Source organism: Legionella sp. 39-23 (assembly GCF_001897665.1).
Taxonomy (GTDB): Bacteria; Pseudomonadota; Gammaproteobacteria; order Legionellales; family Legionellaceae; genus Legionella; species Legionella steelei.
Map to the genome: position 1 here is coordinate 135,157 of NZ_MKTO01000018.1, position 17,576 is coordinate 152,732.

The window sequence follows — 17,576 nt, forward strand, 5'->3', positions numbered from 1 at the left end:
TTACTAGTAAGTGGGTAGGGTTGTTATATTTTGTACCTCCTACTTGTTGTTTTAAAAACACTGTTGTATGTTTATGTTGGACTTATTTAATGAAAGGGACAACAATGTTAATGCGCGATAAATTAATGCAATCAGTAATGACTGCTTTTTTGATGTTAGCTGCAACTGGAAGTACAGCAGCTGAGAGCACCGATGCATCATCTGCAACTGAAAAATGTTATGGAATTGCTAAAAAAGGGATGAATGATTGTGCTACAGCAACTGCTTCATGCGCCTCCTCTGCAACAAAAGACAAACAAAAAGATGCTTTTATTTTATTACCAAAAGGACTTTGTGAACGAATTGTTGGCGGCAACCTCAAACCTGAATAAAAAAATTCAACTCTCATTTAAAATAAGGAAATTAATTATGAAAAAAATTTTAGGAAGCGTGTTCACATCCCTGTTTATTGCATTCGCTTGTTCTGCGCCAATTTATGCTGCACCTGAAACGTTTACTCTAGATAAAAATCATACTTATGTACTCTGGGATGTTGAGCATTTAGGCTTTTCAACTCAATACGGCAAATGGTATGCCACAGGTCAGCTCGTTCTTGATAAAGATAATCCAAGTCAAAGTAAGGTCAATGTAAAGATTGATGTCGCAGATATGATCACAGGTGTCCCTGAGTTGGACAAGCACTTAAAAAGTAAGTTGTTTTTTGATACGGAACATTTCCCTATTGCAACATTTGTCAGCAATAAAGTCACTCCCAAAGGCGATAATAAAGCAACTGTTGATGGCATCTTAACATTGCGTGGTGTGAGTAAGCCAGTGGTATTGGATGTTACTTTAAACAAGCAAGGAATGAATCCAATTAGCAATAAGATGTCAGTTGGTTTTACAGCGACGACGTCTATAAATCGCTCTGATTTTGGGATAAATGCTTTTCTACCTGCAATAAGCGATAAGGTAAACCTTGTAATTGGCACAGAAGCATATCAGGATAAAAAATAGGACCTCTTATGCAAATCAAAAACAGTTCAACTCATTTTGGTCTTGTAGCTATAGTACTTCATTGGGTTATTGCCTTGTTAATCATTGGATTGTTGGTGCTGGGGTTGTACATGATCTCTTTGCCATGGAATCCTCAACGGTTAAAGTTCTATGGATGGCATAAAGAGTATGGTTTATTGGTTCTCTTTTTGGCAATTTTTAGAATTATTTGGCGACTTGGCAATGAACAACCTGAGCTTGCTTTGCCTTGGCTGGAAAAAATTGCCGCACGCAGCATGCACTGGGCATTTTATGTGTTTATGTTTGCCATGCCAATTACGGGTTGGTTAATTACTTCAGCTGCGGGGCTACCTGCATCATTCTTTGGATTATTTACCCTTCCCAACCTTATAGCACCGGATGACAGCAATAGAGTTTTATTTGAATGGATCCATGAATGGTTAGGTTATGCGCTCATTGCAGCAATCTTTATGCACACGGCAGCTGCTTTAAAACATCATTTTATTAATAAGGATGATATATTACGGAGAATGTTCCCATGAAGATGATAAAATATTTTTTATTTCTATTCATTTTGAATAATGCTTACGCGAATACAGTACCTGAATGGACGCTTGTTCCTAATGAAAGTAGCATCAGCTTCACTGCAACGCAAAATAATGCACCGGTTACTGGCTCATTTAAAGAGTTTACTGCAACAATAAATGCTGATCCCGCGCATTATCAAGACAGTAATGTCGATGTGGTGGTGAATATTAGCTCACTTACTGCTTCATACGCAGAAATAACTTCAATATTACTCGGGCCTGATTGGTTTAATGCTAAAGAGTTTCCAAAAGCTGAATTTAAATCAACCAAATTCACTAAAAAGGATGATAAGAATTATGAGGCTGCTGGAACATTAACCATAAAAAATAAATCGCTACCAGTCACACTTACTTTTACAGCGATTGAGTCGCCTAAAGAGCATTTGCTTGTTGAAGGGCATACTACAGTAAAACGGTTAGACTTTGGCATAGGACAAGGTGATTGGTCTAGTACTAGTGAAATTAAAGATGAAGTAACTATAAACTTTAAAGCAGTTGCTGTGCGTAAACAATAGTGATGTTAAGGCTATGATATCTAACATATAGCCCGAATCTGGGATTATGTGCAAAGCCTTCTCCGAGCTACAAACACCTAGATCAAAAAAACTATTTAACTCTCTCCCTAGCCCTCTCCCGTAAGTGGGAGAGGGGATATTTGTTAATTGCGTTTATACTTTAACCTTTTTGATATATGAGATTTTGAAAAAAGAAATGGGATTGTTTCTTATCCCCTTGCCTATTGGGGCGAGTGGGTAAATACAAAATTCACAGAATTATATTGGAAAATCTGGTTTGCAAATCCAGACTATCACTGATGGTTTAAAGATAGGTAAAATTCTATTTCAGTATGGAAAATAATAATGCCTGCTTGTTAGAAAGTCAGGCATTGACGTAGAGATTAATCATTACGCTTTAAATACCATTTTTTCTTTAACTCGAGAAATTTAGCTTTTTGTTTTTCATTTAGAAGAGAATACATTTGATGTTGCATCATTATTCTATTTTTTAACATGGATCCTCTGATTTTACTTACTTTATCGACTAAAACATCGAGTTTTGCTTCATCAATTTTATCTGCTTGAATCATAGCGCTAATTTGACCGCGTAATAATCGGAGTTGAACATAGTTTTCTTTGAGTGTACTCCGAGCTTTTTCTTTATATGCTTTAATCTTGGCTTTTTGATCTGCAGTGAGATTCAGTTCTTGGGCTAAGTTATCAAATCGATGATGAGAATTACAATATTTTGAGTCACCAAGACATGCAAAGCTTGGTTGACCTACGGTCAGTACGAATACGATGGTTGATAACCAGAGAAGTTTTTTACTCATTTATCTATTCCTCATAATAATTATACCAACTGTCCTGTTTTGTCCTATGTCATCAGTGATGACTCTATTGGAGTATAGACTATAGAGTGAATAAATACAGCATGTTAGGGACGGTTATAAAGGCTAATCTTAACCTGTGATTTCCTCTGATTTCATTTTGACTTTTAATGAGGAAAGGAGGGGCTAGGGTTTGTTAATATGAAGGATGCGTTAATTTTATTTTTTTATTTTTTGCAAGACTAAAAATTATTGCATCATGGCAAAGCCTCTCAAGCTCTTCGATTAATTTTTGCATGTATTCATCTTGTTTATGCTCATGAATACTATGTAAAATTTTTTTAAATTGGAGAATGTTAAATTCATTATCTTGATTAAAACAGCTTAATATAAGCCCAAGATCTTCTGCTTTTAAATTGTTCTTGTTTCTTGAAAAAGATCGCTCCGAAACTGGTGCTATTTTTTGAATGCATTCTTCCAAATCACTTTTTATCATAGAAAAAGCCGTAGGTAAGCTTAAAGCCAGTTCCTTTTGTCGGGCGGTAAGCAATTTAGTTCGTGTTGTTTGTAGTTTTTTCCCTGAATCTAACCATGAAGAATCATTTAATAATCCCTCATCAACACCAAGAAACTTGAGCATTCCTAAAACATTTTCATGCAAAGGGATAGAGTTTTGTGAACAAAAAGCATTTTGCAAGCCATAATGGTTAAAAGAATGGGGCTGGATCTCTTTGATAAATTTATCAGTATCTACAACATATCCGTCAAATAGAGCATTTGATATCTGTATTGGGCCTGTAGTACATACAACAATTGATTTAAGATAAAGGTCTTGCTCTTTTTTCATCAGATAAGTTAAGAACTTATCATCATTTGTTTCTAAAATTCGTTTGGTTAAAGAGTATTCTTTACTAAAAAAGAGATATTTTATGAAGTTTAGTTGTGATTGAAGTTCTTTTCTTAATCTTTTTATGACTTCCTCATGGCTTTCTTGAGGGCAAATCTTATTAAAGTCTAGGAATTTACTTTTATCTGTCATCACTTCATTAATGTATTTTCGAATTCTTAATGAAGAATTAGATGTATCAGGTGGTGTAATTTCTTTAGATTTCGCAATATAAAGTGATTCAGAGCGATTTTTCATGAACTTTAAGAGATAACGATTTATAAAACTGTCTTCATTTAATTCAGTTTCAGTCCGCTCAATAAAGTCGGTATCATAATAAGATAGTCTGGCAATAAGCCCTCCATGTACTCGCTTGATACTTTTCTCCGCTGCCAGCGCATCTACTATAGCGACAAAATCGTTATTTGCGAGGATAAACTCCTTTCTTCCCATTTTTAAACTACCAATGTTGAGCAATATGGGCGTTTCAGTTGGAATGAGATTAGGGAGTTGTGATGTATCAACTGGAAAGTCAAAGTCGGTATAAGTTCCCTTTTTAAATATTGGCGAAAGCCATCTTAAAATATCACTTGCAACAGCTAAATTTCCGCCTGTTTTTAAATTATAAATTTCATCTTTATAGAAAGAGTATAATTTTTTTTCATCATCTGATTGTAGTGAGGAGTGTATTGTGTTTGCATCAATGTAAAAAATATGATGTTCCCTACAAAACTCACGGAGTGCATTCACTGATGAATGGGTGAGTAAAGTAGATTCATATACTAAATGAATAGTATCATTCGGATTTTTTTCACGCATTTCAATAAGGCGAATTTGATTTTCCAAATTCATGAATACGTTCGGATTATTGCTTAACCAGATTTTTACATGTAATTTTGGGTTATATTGATACATTTTTTTTCTTATTTTTGAGTTCAATAAATTACCGCATATAAAAAACCAGTTCGCGTATGCTGATTACAAGCAAAACGGAGCTATTAATAAAAAGCTTAGCACAAGATAAAAAAAATGATCTGAATGTGAATTTGATTGATGAGTTTCATTGAATATGGTATAAAGGACGCGCTTTAAATACACACACGTTTCGACACATACGATAGGGTCCCTTGAGGGTTTCGTATGGGAAATGTGGAGGAATAACCCTGGAGACAAAAAAATGAATGTAAGTATGCGTGAATTGCTTGAAGCAGGTGCTCATTTTGGACACAGAACTCGTTTCTGGAATCCTGAAATGGGAGAGTATATATTTGGATCCCGTAATAAAATCCACATTATTAATCTTGAAAAAACTATGGTGATGCTTAACGACGTAGTAAACTATGTTGGTAGACTAGCATCAAACAAAGCAAAGATTCTATTTGTTGGCACTAAAAGAGCTGCACAAGACAGTATTCGTGAACATGCGAAACGTTGTGGCATGCCTTACGTTGATCATCGTTGGTTAGGTGGCATGTTGACCAACTATAAAACAGTTCGTCAATCTATCTTTCGTTTGAAAGAATTAAAAGAAATGAAAGAAAAGGGCTTACTGAATGGAATGATTAAAAAAGAAGCATTGATGCTGACACGTGAACTTGAGAAATTAGAAAGAGGTTTAGGTGGTATTGAGCACATGGGTGGCTTGCCTGATGCTCTATTTGTCGTCGATGTTGGTTTCGAGCACATTGCCGTTGAAGAGGCTCATCGTCTAAAAATTCCCGTTATTGGTATTGTTGATACAAACAATAGTCCAAGAAACATTGATTACATTATTCCTGGTAATGATGATTCTATGAGAGCAGTTGATATCTATGTACGCTGTGTTGCTGATGCAATTTTAGATGCTAAAGGTACTAACACAGTTGGAGTAGGTGCATCTGATGCTGAATTTGTTGAAGTGGTTGAACAAGCCAGTGATGCAGAAAAAGCTGGGGAATAATTAAACTTTAAAATATAGGGGGCCGGGTGTCTAAACACCTCAATTTGCCCCCTTTTTGCTATACGGAGAAATGAAAAATGTCAATTAGTGCAAGTTTAGTCATGCAGTTACGTGAACGTACCGGCGCTGGCATGATGGAGTGTAAAAAATTTCTAATAGCAACCAACGGTGATATTGAAGCCGCAATTATTGAAATGCGTAAAGCAGGTCAAGCAAAAGCAGATAAAAAAGCGGATCGCGTTGCTGCTGAAGGTGTGGTGGTTATTGCACGTTCTGCAGATGGACGTCGTGCAATAATGCTTGAAATTAATAGTGAAACAGACTTTGTTGCTCGTGATGAGAACTTTACTCACTTTGCTACTATGGTTGCTGAAACCGCATTAAATAGTTCTGCGACTACGATTGAGGAATTGTCTGCAATTGCACTTCCTGCTGGAAATACTGTAGAGCAAGCTCGTCAAGAATTAGTAGCAAAAATTGGCGAAAACATTAAATTAAGACGTTTGGAACGCATGTCTTGTGATGCAGGAGTTATTGGTTATTACTTACACGGTTCACGAATCGGTGTTATGGCTGCACTTAAAACAGGTGATGAAGAGCTTGCAAAAGACATTGCTATGCATATCGCAGCCAGTAAGCCAATCGTTGTAAGCAGAGATCAAGTATCTGCTGATGCTATTGAAAATGAACGAGAAATTTTTACAGCACAAGCAAAAGAAAGTGGCAAACCACAAGAAATTATCGATAAAATGATTGAAGGTCGAATCAATAAATTTATTGATGAAGTCAGTTTATTAGGCCAACCTTTTGTTAAAAATCCAGACATCAAAGTTGGACAACTGTTAAAAGAAAAATCTACTGAAGTACTTTCCTTTATTCGTTATGAAGTTGGTGAAGGCATAGAGAAAAAAGAAGACAACTTTGTTGAAGAAGTGATGGCTCAGGTTCGTACATGATGAATGAAAGTCACCCAACATTAAAATATAAACGTATTTTACTAAAATACAGTGGCGAAGCCCTTATGGGCAAGTCACAATTCGGTATTGATCCCTCGGTTTTGGATACCTTAGCCAGGGATATCGCTGAATTAATTAAAATGGGCGTTGAAGTTGGTCTCGTATTAGGTGGTGGTAATTTATTTCGAGGTAAGGCACTGTCACAAGCAGGTGTTGGACGTGTAACCGGTGACCATATGGGAATGCTGGCTACTGTAATGAATGCTTTGGCAGTTAGGGATGCTTTAGAACGAATTGATATGCCAGCACGTATTATGTCTGCTATTCCCATGATGGGCGTTGTTGATTCTTATCATCGACGTAAGGCAATTACTCATTTGCGCACTGGACATGTTGTGATTTTTGCAGCTGGAACAGGCAACCCATTCTTTACTACTGATACAGCAGCTTGTTTAAGAGCCATTGAAATCGGTGCTGATGTGGTTTTAAAAGCCACTAAAGTAGATGGTGTTTACTCGGAAGATCCCTTTAAAAATCCTAATGCCAAACGATATGATTATTTAACTTATATTGAAGTATTAACACAAGGCTTAGAAGTAATGGACTCTACTGCAATTTGTCTTTGTCAAGATCAAGGCATGCCATTGCAGGTATTCAATATGGCTGCACCTAATGCATTGCGAAGAATTGTATCTGGAGAGCGCGTAGGAACTATAGTCGGAGCTAATCATGATTAATGAGATTAAGCAAGATTCAGAAAAGCGAATGAAAAAAACGATTGAGGTGTTGCAAACAGACTTAACAAAAATTCGCACAGGAAGAGCGAATGTTGGTTTACTGGATCATGTGCAAGTTGATTATTACGGAACGATGACTCCATTGAGCCAGGTTGCTAATGTTTCTGCTAGTGATTCACGTACAATATTGGTTACCCCTTGGGAAAAAGCCTTGGTACCCGCTATAGAAAAGGCAATTTTGAACTCAGATTTGGGCTTAAATCCTGCTACAGCAGGTACTGCTATTCGCGTTCCTATGCCTCCGTTAACTGAAGAGCGAAGAAAAGAACTTATTAAAGTTGTTCGTAATGAAGGCGAACAAGGAAAAGTTTCTATTCGTAATATCAGAAGGGATGCAAATAATCAATTGAAAGAGCTGGTTAAGGATAAGGCTATTTCTGAAGATGATGAGCGTCGAGCAACGGAAGTCATTCAAAAATTAACCGATAAATATATTCTAGAAGTAGATGCATTATTGGCTGAAAAAGAAAAAGATTTAATGGTAATTTAGATCAAATTGATGCTTGAGGTGAATAACCTCAAGCTGTAATTTTTTTATAGCATTATTCATTCAAAAAGCACCAAGTACTTTAATTTTCCAGCTTAGTCATGATAAAGAGTATCTATTAAGCTTTTTTATCCATTATTACAAATAGCTTAATATATTTTCCTAAAATGCTTCTGAATAGTTTTTTGGAGGTTCTTATGAAGTATAAAGTTGTTGTTTTTGGTAAAAGTGGTAAAACGAAACTCGCTCATAAAGTTGCTCAAAAGAAAATTGATTTTGAAGAAGCATCACCCCCTACCTTAAGCGTTGATTTTTTCTCTCGAGACCTTGACTCCAATAATACTGTGGCCCTATGGGATATATCAGGAGACGAGCGATTTAAACAAATCAATCCATATTATTATAAAGGAGCCGACGTAGGCGTATTTTGCATTGATTTAACAGAAGAAATTGACGAGCAAGAACTGATTAAAAGCATCCAAGAGTTTCGTAAATTTGCTCCTCTTGCCCCAATTATATGTGTTGGCACTAAATCAGATCTTCCTGCCGCAAATCGTGCAAAACTGGAAAAAATTAATTCAAAAGGATTATTTGCCAATTTCATCATTACATCAGCAAAAAATGGAGAGAATGTAGAGGAGCTTTTTAATCTAATCCGCATTCACTGTGAATCTAAGCTTCTACTTTCATGGACTGAAGCTGTTATAAAACTAAAAGAGAGTGTAAACAATCTACCAAAGAAAAAAAATGCATTAATAGATATTGAATTAGGTGGGCTTTCGAAAATTATATTGGCTAATTCTAATTCGTCAAAAGTTACTCCAAAGGATAAGGCTGAGGCTATTAAACGCTTTACAAAAAACTGTGAAATTATTTTAGAAGGTGAGAGCCCTAGCGTACTTAAAGCAGTACTTGCAGTTGCTGCAGCAGCCATTGTATTAACTGTAACAGCATTAATTGGCTTCTCAATTGGGGTGGCTTATAGTTGGTGGACCGGTCCAGGAGCCTTTTTTGCTGGGATATTAAGCGGTTATACTGCTGCAGTAACTGTTGCCTCTTCGAGTGTGGTGTCAGGACTTATTGCTGGTGGACTGACTGCATATGGTTTATTTAAACCCTCTATGGAAATGGAGGCTCTTGAAACGTTTACTGCGGAAGTATCTTCTTGGAATACAGCGGTTATTTTATAGAAAAAGCGTTCAAGACCATTCATTGAACACCAACCATCATGAAAAAATGACTCAATGACCGTAGGCTGGGCTGTTAAGCCCAGCATCTAACAATCGCTTAAGTATTTCTTTCTTACGTGCGCCATGGCGAAGTCGATTTCATTAACATATTGATTACATTAAATACATTCTATTATCCCATTGTTTTTTTACTCCCTTGTTGCTTTAAAACCTGAGAAGTATGATACAAATTGCTATATTTGCTTTTAAAGGCGATTGAAGACGCTATTCGGCATACCAATGTATTTGAGGTTCATGATGACGTATCAAAATACTCATAGCGATTTTTTTCTAAAAAAAGTCATTAATTGGGACCAATGGGTTGGTTTATAATCTCCAACAAAGCCCCATGACTCGACCCAAATAATACGTTTAAAAGCAAACGTTTGCTTTACTTGGTCCATGAATAATTCTTTGCTTTCATTTTGGGAAGCAAAAATTACCATATTTGCACTATTTCGTATGGGAACAACCAGGGTATTATTAAATTGATTTTTTACCAATTGGAAAATTGGGTGTTGTTCTTTTATATTGGCTAAGTTTATAGCCAAAAAGCCATCTTCAGTCATTATTCTTTTACACGAAGCAAAAAAATCAGCATTAGCGCATTCAGGCGGAAAATGGTTTGCGTTATAGAGATCGATGATTAGATGAGTATATTTGGGGGGCTGCTTTTGTATGTAATCCGCCGCATTTTCATGGATAACGTTTAAATTTTTTAAGTGGTCTATCATAAAAAAACGCTTTGCTATGTCAATAACTTCTTCACTATTATCTACGGCAACTAAGGGTATATCCTTTAACATCCATGCAATTCCAGCACCGCCTAATCCTAGCATACACGTCACGCCTGGATATTGGCGAGCCATTAATGTAAGTGCAGGAAGATAATATAAAACAGGCTTATGTGGTTTATAGCGGTTGATTACGGTTTGGAGCGCTGTACTACCTAATGTCAGCCAACGATAGCATAAGTTTTGATATACTTTATAACCTGAAGGGGAGGTATAAATACATCTTCCTAACTTCGTTTTCCACATTTCAGCGTGTCTTCTCTAATTGAAAGGGATAAATTGATCCAAGTTCTAGAATTTGTGTTAGCTCATCCAATGCCAAAAAACATTCATCAAGAAACAAAGGATCAGCTAAGTCTGTTGTGACTAACTCGGTACGATAGTGTTTTAATACCCACCTTTCCAAAACCTTTAACAATTCATCATCGATTAATACGCCTTGATGCATGGCTCGAAGCTCCTCTTCATTTAAGGGAACGCGCAATCTCAGGCAAGCAGGGCCACCGCCATTTTGCATACTTTGCTTCAGATCAAGAAAATGTACTGAATTGATAGGGTTTGATTCATCAGTAAGTATTCTCTCAATACATGCATTAGAACGAGGATTATTTTGACATTCAAAAGGTGCTATGAGCATCATTGTGTTTGAGCTTTTTAAACTAATAAGTTGTGAATTAAAAAGATAGGTTTCAACTGCATCGATAACACTAAGTTCTTTTTGTGAAATTTGAATAATATTTAAAGGAAATGGAGCTTTTTCACTTAACTCTTTAAGAACCGAATCTTGTTGGTGAAACGCATGTTCATGGACTAGAAAAACGGATTCATTCACTACAGAAATAACGTCATTATGAAAAACCCCTTGATCGATAGCAAGAGGATTCTGGCAGGCAAACACAACTTGATTATTTGATAATTGATGTTGGCGTACTATGGCTTCAGATGCTTCGCGAGTCTGGCGTGCCGGATATTTTGTTGGGCCAATATTTGCTTTATTTTTCTCTAACGCTTTCTTCCCATATACAAAAAGATGAACTCCTAGTTGACTGTAGTTTTCACAAAGTCGATTGTGGTTTGCCGCACCTTCATCTCCTGTAATGCTTGACCGTGGCAGAATAGGATGATGATGAAAATAATTGGGGTTAGAGAAAATAAATTCCAGAATTTTTTTTGAAAAATCTGCTTCATGATGTCTATGTAAATTACTTATGAGGTTTGCCGCTGTAAAATGTACTTTATGGTCATGTGTATCAGTGCTTGGAGAGACTGTAGCGGCGTTGGCTGCCCACATACTTGAAGCGGAATAACACGCACTTAGAAGTTCTGGTGCGGTTTTATAAGCTTTGTTAATTTGTTCTGTGGGTGTACCACAAAAACCTAATTGATGGAGTAACTCAAGATTGGGGCGTTGATGCGGTGGAAATAATCCTTGTTTTAAACCCATTTTGTGCAGTAAGCCCATCTTTGCTAAACCTTGCAGGGCAGCTGCTTGAGGATTGGAAATGGCCCGTGCATTGTAAAACGATGCGAGATTACCCGGTGCAATGCCTGCATAATTATGGGTAGGGCCAACCAGGCCGTCCATGTTTAATTCATAAACGTTCATTTTAATCTTCCATTCTAAATTCTAGTCCGGATCATAGAGTTCTTATCGTAGCTTTTGAAGCACTGTAGCCGGAATAGTTTAGCTTATCCCGTCATCTCGAGCGTAACGAGGGCTCTCCTATTATTACACTGTATTACGTGCGGAGAGCCCTCGTTACACTCAGAATAAGGGGATGCTGGGTTACAGTGCTCCAAATCTACCAATACCTGGTAATATCTGTTCAGGCATTGTTAAAAGGGGTTGCTCCATACTGGCTACAGGATAAGCACAATAATCTGCAGCAAAGTAGGCGCTTGGTCTATGATTTCCACTTAATCCAACCCCACCAAAAGGAAGGCTACTGCTAGCACCTGTAGTAGGTCTATTCCAATTAATTAGTCCCGCTCGGACTCGTTGATAAAATTGGTGATAATGCTGCTCATTATCACTTAATAAGCCAGCAACTAAGCCATAACGAGTTTGATTCGCCAGACTAATTGCTTGTTCAAAGTGGGTGTAACGATGTATTTGTACGAAAGGCGCAAAAATTTCCTCGTCGGGTGGGTTTTCAAAATTGGTCATATCAATGATGCCTGGTGATAGTAGACCTGTATCTTCAGCAAGTAATGACATGGACAATAAGGAAGTACCACCTGACACAATCAGTTTCTTTTGGCTGTGAATATGCTTCAATGCTTGTGCATGGCTGATCACTGGCCCCATAAATGGTTCAGGTTTTTGATCAAACGGGCCCACTTTGACAGATGAGCACATTTTGATAAATCGGTTTAAAAACTCATCGCCCTGCGTTGAGTCAGGAATAATAACGCGTCGTGCACAAGTACAGCGTTGGCCAGCAGTAATGATTGTAGAGAGCAATGCATGATAAACAGCAGCGTTTAGATCACTAACTTCATCAATAACTAAAGGATTATTTCCGCCCATTTCAAGAGCTAATATCACTTCCGGTTTGTTAATAAATTGTTGATGAATACTTAACCCTGTTGCATAGCTACCAGTAAAATAGACCCCCTGAATGTCTTGCGAAAGTATGGCTTTCGCACATACTACATCACCTTGTAAGCAGTTTATTACACCAGGAGGTAGTTCACTTTCATGCCAACATTGCATAATGAGCTCTGCTACCGCAGGCGTATGCTCGCTGGGTTTATAAAGAATCGTATTTCCTGCTAGAAGTGCTGGGACTATATGTCCATTACTTAAATGAGCTGGAAAGTTAAATGCGCCAAGAACGACCACGATACCTTGAGGTTTAAACCGTAGGCAGGCATTTGCCTCTGCCGTTTTGGTTACTTTTGCTCCTGTTCTTTCCTGAAACGCTTGAATGGATAAATTAATCTTGCCTATCACCGCATTGACTTCAGTCTGTGCTTCCCATAGTGGCTTTCCAGTCTCTAATGCAATGAGGTGTGCTAATTGATCACGGTTTTTTTCAATTTGTTTGGCAAATCTCTGGGTATAATTTGCGCGTGCTTCAAAATCAAGTGCAGACCAAGGGAAAAGGGCTTGATATGCTGCGTCATATGCAGCAGAAACCTCTTGCTCCGTTGCATTAGTACCTTGCCAACATAAGGTACCATAGCTCGGATTGACTGATTCCAAAGTCGTTCCCTGGCCTTTTAGCCAATGACCATTAATGTATTGTCCTTTCCCATCTAATATGCCTGATTTAATCATGTAACGCTCCATAATCAAATAATACGGGAGCAATGCGTAGTTGATTCCCACATTTAACCTGAAGAAGATTTGCTGTTTTTTTACTAATGATACAGGTATTATTTTCTCTGTTTACTAAAGCACTATTAATGGTTGCACGAAAATCTAATTGCGTATTTGCTAATAAATAGTTAGCGCTACTGACCTCGTCACTAATGTTTTTAATGGTGACAACGCGACTAAGCTCTATGGTTTTGATTTTGGATAATGGCACTTCAAGCGTAGGCCCCCCATCAAAAATATCAATGTAGTTGTTATAGCGAAACCCCTCTCTGAGCAAAATATTCATCGCCGCCTGTGTTGATGGATGAGCTTGGCCTATTACTGCCTGGGCTTCTGCAGAGAGCAATTTAATATATATAGGGTTACGCGGCATTAGATCTGCTATAAATTGCTTATCAGTCGCTAAAGTGAGTCGATCGGCTTCAGCAAAAGACATGTGAAAAAAGTGACTTCCTATATTCTCCCAAAAGGGCGATATACCATTTACATCTGAAATTCCGCGCATTTCGGCGATTACAGTTGAAGCAAAACGTTGTTGATGTTGTGCAATAAACATAAAGCGGCCTTTAGAAAGTAATAAGCCGTTTTTGTTTTTTCTATAATTGGGCTCTAAAAAAAGAGTGCAGATTTCACTTCGTCCCTGATTATCATTTACCAGGCTTAAAACTTCATAATCACTTCGTATTTTTAATGAACGAGAAACTCGAGTGCGCTTAGAAATTTTGTAAGAATAAAAAGGAGCCTCGTGCCCAATGCATGATTCAATACCTGAAACCCCTATTATTTTTTTATTTGTGACGTTTTCTAAAACAAATAAGTAATACTCATTTTGCGGTTTCTCAACATTTTTTTTGAATGAGTCAGTAGACCAGCGAAGTCGTTTTTTTAAGATTTCTTTATCTTTGGAAAGCGTTGTTATTCCTATGCCACTTTCTTCAGCCAAATGATGAATGGCGTCTAAATCTGTATCACGAGCACTACGAAATAGCATCATTTTTTTAGATCCTCTAAACCACTTTGAGCCAGATCAAGCAAGAGTAGGGTGCTGAGCGCGGCGCGTTTCGGATAACTATCGAGTAATATATACTCTTACGCGCTGTGGATATTGCTGCCCTTAACACGAAGAGTGTGTAGAACTAGTAAACCATTGGGCTAAATTATTTCCAACACAACCACCACTATCTTTCAATCTATCGAAAAATCTAGCTCTTGTCCTAAATGTTGAATACGAAAAAACAGACGTTTTGTACCAGAGCATACACGTTTTACTGATCTATCAAAACACCATGCACACTTAAAGAATAATTTTGGCGTTTTAATTGACTAATAACTTATTCAGCTCAGTTGCCTTAGTATTCTTTTCTGATTATTTTTATTATATTTATCAGCCTATTGTATACAGAATAGCCGAAATCAGGGTACTTCACAATGTTAGATCCTCTAAACCACCTTGGGCAAGATCAAGCAAAAGCAGGGTACTGAGCGCAGCGCGTTCGGATAAACTATCAAGTAATATATACTCTTCCGCGCTGTGGATATTACCACCCCGGACACCAAGAGTGTCTAAGACGGGTAAACCATATTGGGCTAAATTATTTCCATCACAACAACCACCGCTATCTTTCCAATCTATAGTCAAACCTAACTCTTGCCCTAAATGTTGGATACGATGAAACAGGCGCTCCGTACCAGAACAAACACGTTTTACTGGTCTACCAAAAACACCATGCACACTTAAAGAATAACCTTGGCGTTTTAATTGACTAATAATTTTATCAAGTTCAGTTCGTACCCAAAACTCATCCTCAGGAAGGCTAATACGTATGTCAAGCTGTGCTACTGCTTTATCAGGAACCACATTGAGGGCCTCACCACCTGCAATTATTCCTACGTTAATTGTCACTCCCTCGCGCTTCCCATTAAGATCATGTACAGCACAAACGGCTTCAGCTAAATAGCAAATTGCATTTCGTCCCTCTGAAAAAGCTCGCCCTGCATGTGCTGCTTTACCCGTAGCAATAAGCGTTAGTTTTCCGCTTCCTTTCCGATTTTTTGCTAAGGTACCATCTGGAGTCATAGCGGGCTCATAGACCAAAGCTGCTTGATAATAGGCCGCTAATTCGTCGAACAATATGCTGGATGCAGGTGAGCCTATTTCTTCATCCGCATTAATCAAAACATCCCAACCAAGTTTTGCAGCGCACTCATCTTGCTCGAAAGCAGATAAAGCATGCAACATCACGATAAGCCCGCCTTTCATATCAGTAACACCTGGGCCATTAATACAATTATCATTAATATATGTTAATTTCTGAAAAGGGTTCTCTGCGGTATAAACGGTATCCATATGTCCGCAGAGTAAAACTCGACGCTTCAAGTGAGGTCTTTTTCTAATAAACAGAGCATCCCCGCAGGTTTGTAATACCGTATTACCGGACATATCCATAACTGATAATGGAGGAAGTTTTTTTATTTGAACTGTGTCGGCTATAGGGGTATAGTTTTTTTGCAAGAGATTAGTCATTTTAGCTAATCCCTCTAAATTGGTTGTTCCAGAATTAATTTCACAAAACTGATGGAGTTGCTTTACCATCGTTTCTTGATTATTTTTTATTATATTTATCAGTTTATTATATGGTTCTATCACGGTTTTTAACTTTAAACTAAAAATACAGAATAGCTGAAATTAGAGTACTTCACAATGTTATAGCCAGAGGGAAATAGATAGAATCCTCCGAGTAGAATTACTCGGAGGATTCTATCTAAGGCGCAGGCGCAGGTGGTAGGGGCGAATTTTGTTTGACAGGTTGAGCTGAACCGATTGGCCATATTTGGGGTAACGCCATAAGACCCAATTTACTCAGCAGTCCATCAGATTTTACTTGGTCATCGCCTTTTGCATTACCTTTTGTATCACCTTTAATAGGATGCTGGCTTGCTTCAACGCGATGATCAAGACCTTGTAAGCGTTTTAGTTGTTGTTCTTGAAGCTCTAATAATTTATTAAATCGTTCTGTACTTGCTTTTAATTCAGATTTAACCACAGAAAGTTCCGATTCCGCTTTGGTAATTCGTTCTGCCACATCATCAAAACTAGCAGTTTTATCGGTTAAGAAGGTATTTAATTTTTCTTGAAATGCCTGTCGTTGGCTGGAATCGTTTATTGCTGTATTAGAGAGAATTTTCACAGTTCCCTTCAAACTGTCTGCAATTCTTTTTGCTTTTTCTAGTTCAATTCCCATAGAGGATCTGACTTCTGACAGCTCAGAGGTCTTCTGGGATAGGAGTATGAGACTTTGTGAATGCTCATCTTTTGCTTTTGCAAGTTCTCTTTGCGTGGCTTGAAACTGCTCACTTTGTTTTTCAATGTCTTGCTTAAAAGATAATGCAGTACTTTCAAGTTTTTCGACAGTCTTACGCAGTAATTTTTCTGTTTCAACATAAACTTCCACCTGAGCACTCAAAGTTTCAACTTCTTCATTCAAACGTGTAATATTTTGCGCAAGTTTCTCATTTTCCTGTTTGAACTTATCTATTTCAGCAGCCAGTTTTTTACGAATTGAATCTAATGCGCCAATAGTCAGTTCAAGGATTTCTGCAACCCCAAAAATTCCTTCTTTTAATTTTTGAGCAATATTTTTGGTATGGTAATGATGGTCATCGAGAACAATACCGCTTGTTGTGTAAGCTAAAGCGCTCACACCACTAATCGTTACGAGAAAACCAATATGTGCTGCAGCGCCAATAATGAGTGTCGGACCTGATAGGGCAACTCCGCCAACAATTCTTTGCCATAGAGGCAGTTCACCCCAAAAAGCAGCTGCGCGCGAAATAAGGCTTGGATTATCTTGTAAACTATCAACTATTGCACCAAGACTTTTTTTGACCTGGGCTAAGTGTTCTTGTGTTAAAGCAATACTTTGCAAACTATCTAAATCAGGTGAAGTAGCTGGATCTAACAATAATTGTTTTGCTGCATCAGAGAAACTCATCTGTGCTAATGCCTTTTCAACGATTGCTTTATTTGAATTAGTATTTGAGTTAGAAGGATTAGAATCTCTTTTAATATGTACTTCAAGCTCTAGTTCTTTAGTAGACATACACCACTCCCTGTGTTTAAGAATCTCCCTTTAAATTCTATTTTTAACCACAAGACATTAATAAAGCAAGTAAAAGTTTTTTGTTTTGGAGTTATTTAAAACAACATGCAGTAAAAGGCTCGCTTGTCTGGATTTGGAAAAATTCGAACCAAT

The 17,576-nt window shown here is 37.5% G+C and carries 17 protein-coding genes; 9 read left to right on the forward strand and 8 right to left on the reverse strand.

Going from position 1 to position 17,576, the window contains the following annotated elements; translation table 11 throughout:
- The first annotated feature begins 104 nt into the window (after positions 1 to 104).
- Genes BGO44_RS07670 through BGO44_RS07685 form a run of 4 tightly spaced genes read left to right on the forward strand, consistent with a single transcriptional unit; the run spans position 105 to position 2,098 of the window.
- Positions 105 to 371 (forward strand): BufA1 family periplasmic bufferin-type metallophore, encoded by a 267-nt coding sequence (locus tag BGO44_RS07670; protein ID WP_058510262.1) that lies wholly within the window; start codon positions 105 to 107, stop codon positions 369 to 371.
- A gap of 37 nt (positions 372 to 408) precedes the next feature.
- Positions 409 to 996 carry a YceI family protein gene (locus BGO44_RS07675; protein ID WP_058510263.1) on the forward strand — a complete coding sequence of 196 codons (588 nt, stop codon included), beginning with the start codon at positions 409 to 411 and terminating at the stop codon, positions 994 to 996.
- 8 nt (positions 997 to 1,004) lie between these two features.
- The gene (locus BGO44_RS07680; RefSeq protein ID WP_058510264.1) at positions 1,005 to 1,538 is read left to right on the forward strand and encodes a cytochrome b; all 534 of its coding nucleotides are present in this window, start codon (positions 1,005 to 1,007) and stop codon (positions 1,536 to 1,538) included.
- Positions 1,535 to 2,098, forward strand: a complete 564-nt coding sequence (locus BGO44_RS07685) for a YceI family protein (protein WP_058510265.1) — start codon at positions 1,535 to 1,537, stop codon at positions 2,096 to 2,098. Before BGO44_RS07680 ends, BGO44_RS07685 begins: the two co-directional genes overlap by 4 nt.
- 383 nt (positions 2,099 to 2,481) lie before the next feature.
- On the opposite strand, the gene BGO44_RS07690 is transcribed toward BGO44_RS07685, so the two are convergent.
- On the reverse strand, positions 2,482 to 2,913 hold the full coding sequence (locus BGO44_RS07690; RefSeq protein ID WP_273200058.1) for a Spy/CpxP family protein refolding chaperone: 432 nt from the start codon (positions 2,911 to 2,913) through the stop codon (positions 2,482 to 2,484).
- A gap of 193 nt (positions 2,914 to 3,106) precedes the next feature.
- The gene (locus BGO44_RS07695) at positions 3,107 to 4,711 is read right to left on the reverse strand and encodes a glycosyltransferase family 88 protein (protein WP_273200057.1); all 1,605 of its coding nucleotides are present in this window, start codon (positions 4,709 to 4,711) and stop codon (positions 3,107 to 3,109) included.
- A 262-nt stretch (positions 4,712 to 4,973) separates the two neighbouring features.
- Between BGO44_RS07695 and rpsB the strand changes: the two genes are divergently transcribed.
- The 5 genes from rpsB (at position 4,974) to BGO44_RS07720 (ending at position 9,165) form a co-directional block, all read left to right on the forward strand.
- Positions 4,974 to 5,735 (forward strand): 30S ribosomal protein S2, encoded by a 762-nt coding sequence (rpsB, locus tag BGO44_RS07700; RefSeq protein WP_058510268.1) that lies wholly within the window; start codon positions 4,974 to 4,976, stop codon positions 5,733 to 5,735.
- A gap of 77 nt (positions 5,736 to 5,812) precedes the next feature.
- Positions 5,813 to 6,691: a translation elongation factor Ts gene (tsf, locus tag BGO44_RS07705; RefSeq protein WP_058510269.1), complete on the forward strand. Its 879-nt coding sequence runs from the start codon at positions 5,813 to 5,815 to the stop codon at positions 6,689 to 6,691.
- Positions 6,688 to 7,428, forward strand: coding sequence for a UMP kinase (pyrH, locus tag BGO44_RS07710; RefSeq protein WP_058510270.1), 741 nt, complete (start codon positions 6,688 to 6,690; stop codon positions 7,426 to 7,428). The genes tsf and pyrH overlap by 4 nt, the downstream gene beginning before the upstream one ends.
- Positions 7,421 to 7,978, forward strand: a complete 558-nt coding sequence (gene frr, locus BGO44_RS07715) for a ribosome recycling factor (RefSeq protein ID WP_058510271.1) — start codon at positions 7,421 to 7,423, stop codon at positions 7,976 to 7,978. The genes pyrH and frr overlap by 8 nt, the downstream gene beginning before the upstream one ends.
- Positions 7,979 to 8,172: 194 nt before the next feature.
- Positions 8,173 to 9,165, forward strand: a complete 993-nt coding sequence (locus tag BGO44_RS07720) for a Rab family GTPase (protein ID WP_273200055.1) — start codon at positions 8,173 to 8,175, stop codon at positions 9,163 to 9,165.
- Between the two features lie 314 nt (positions 9,166 to 9,479).
- On the opposite strand, the gene BGO44_RS07725 is transcribed toward BGO44_RS07720, so the two are convergent.
- The 6 genes from BGO44_RS07725 to BGO44_RS07755 form a co-directional block, all read right to left on the reverse strand.
- The gene (locus BGO44_RS07725; protein WP_058510273.1) at positions 9,480 to 10,244 is read right to left on the reverse strand and encodes a spermidine synthase; all 765 of its coding nucleotides are present in this window, start codon (positions 10,242 to 10,244) and stop codon (positions 9,480 to 9,482) included.
- 1 nt (position 10,245) lies between these two features.
- Positions 10,246 to 11,604: an N-succinylarginine dihydrolase gene (gene astB, locus BGO44_RS07730; protein WP_058510274.1), complete on the reverse strand. Its 1,359-nt coding sequence runs from the start codon at positions 11,602 to 11,604 to the stop codon at positions 10,246 to 10,248.
- 180 nt (positions 11,605 to 11,784) lie between these two features.
- Entirely contained in the window at positions 11,785 to 13,281 is a 1,497-nt protein-coding gene (astD, locus tag BGO44_RS07735; RefSeq protein WP_273200054.1) for a succinylglutamate-semialdehyde dehydrogenase, read from the reverse strand.
- Entirely contained in the window at positions 13,274 to 14,317 is a 1,044-nt protein-coding gene (locus BGO44_RS07740; protein ID WP_058510276.1) for an arginine N-succinyltransferase, read from the reverse strand. Before BGO44_RS07740 ends, astD begins: the two co-directional genes overlap by 8 nt.
- A gap of 429 nt (positions 14,318 to 14,746) precedes the next feature.
- Entirely contained in the window at positions 14,747 to 15,967 is a 1,221-nt protein-coding gene (locus BGO44_RS07750) for a hydrolase (protein ID WP_416338557.1), read from the reverse strand.
- A 118-nt stretch (positions 15,968 to 16,085) separates the two neighbouring features.
- Complete coding sequence (locus tag BGO44_RS07755; protein ID WP_058510277.1) at positions 16,086 to 17,423, reverse strand: LegC2/C7 family Dot/Icm T4SS effector; 1,338 nt, start codon at positions 17,421 to 17,423, stop codon at positions 16,086 to 16,088.
- Between the last annotated feature and the right edge of the window lie 153 nt (positions 17,424 to 17,576).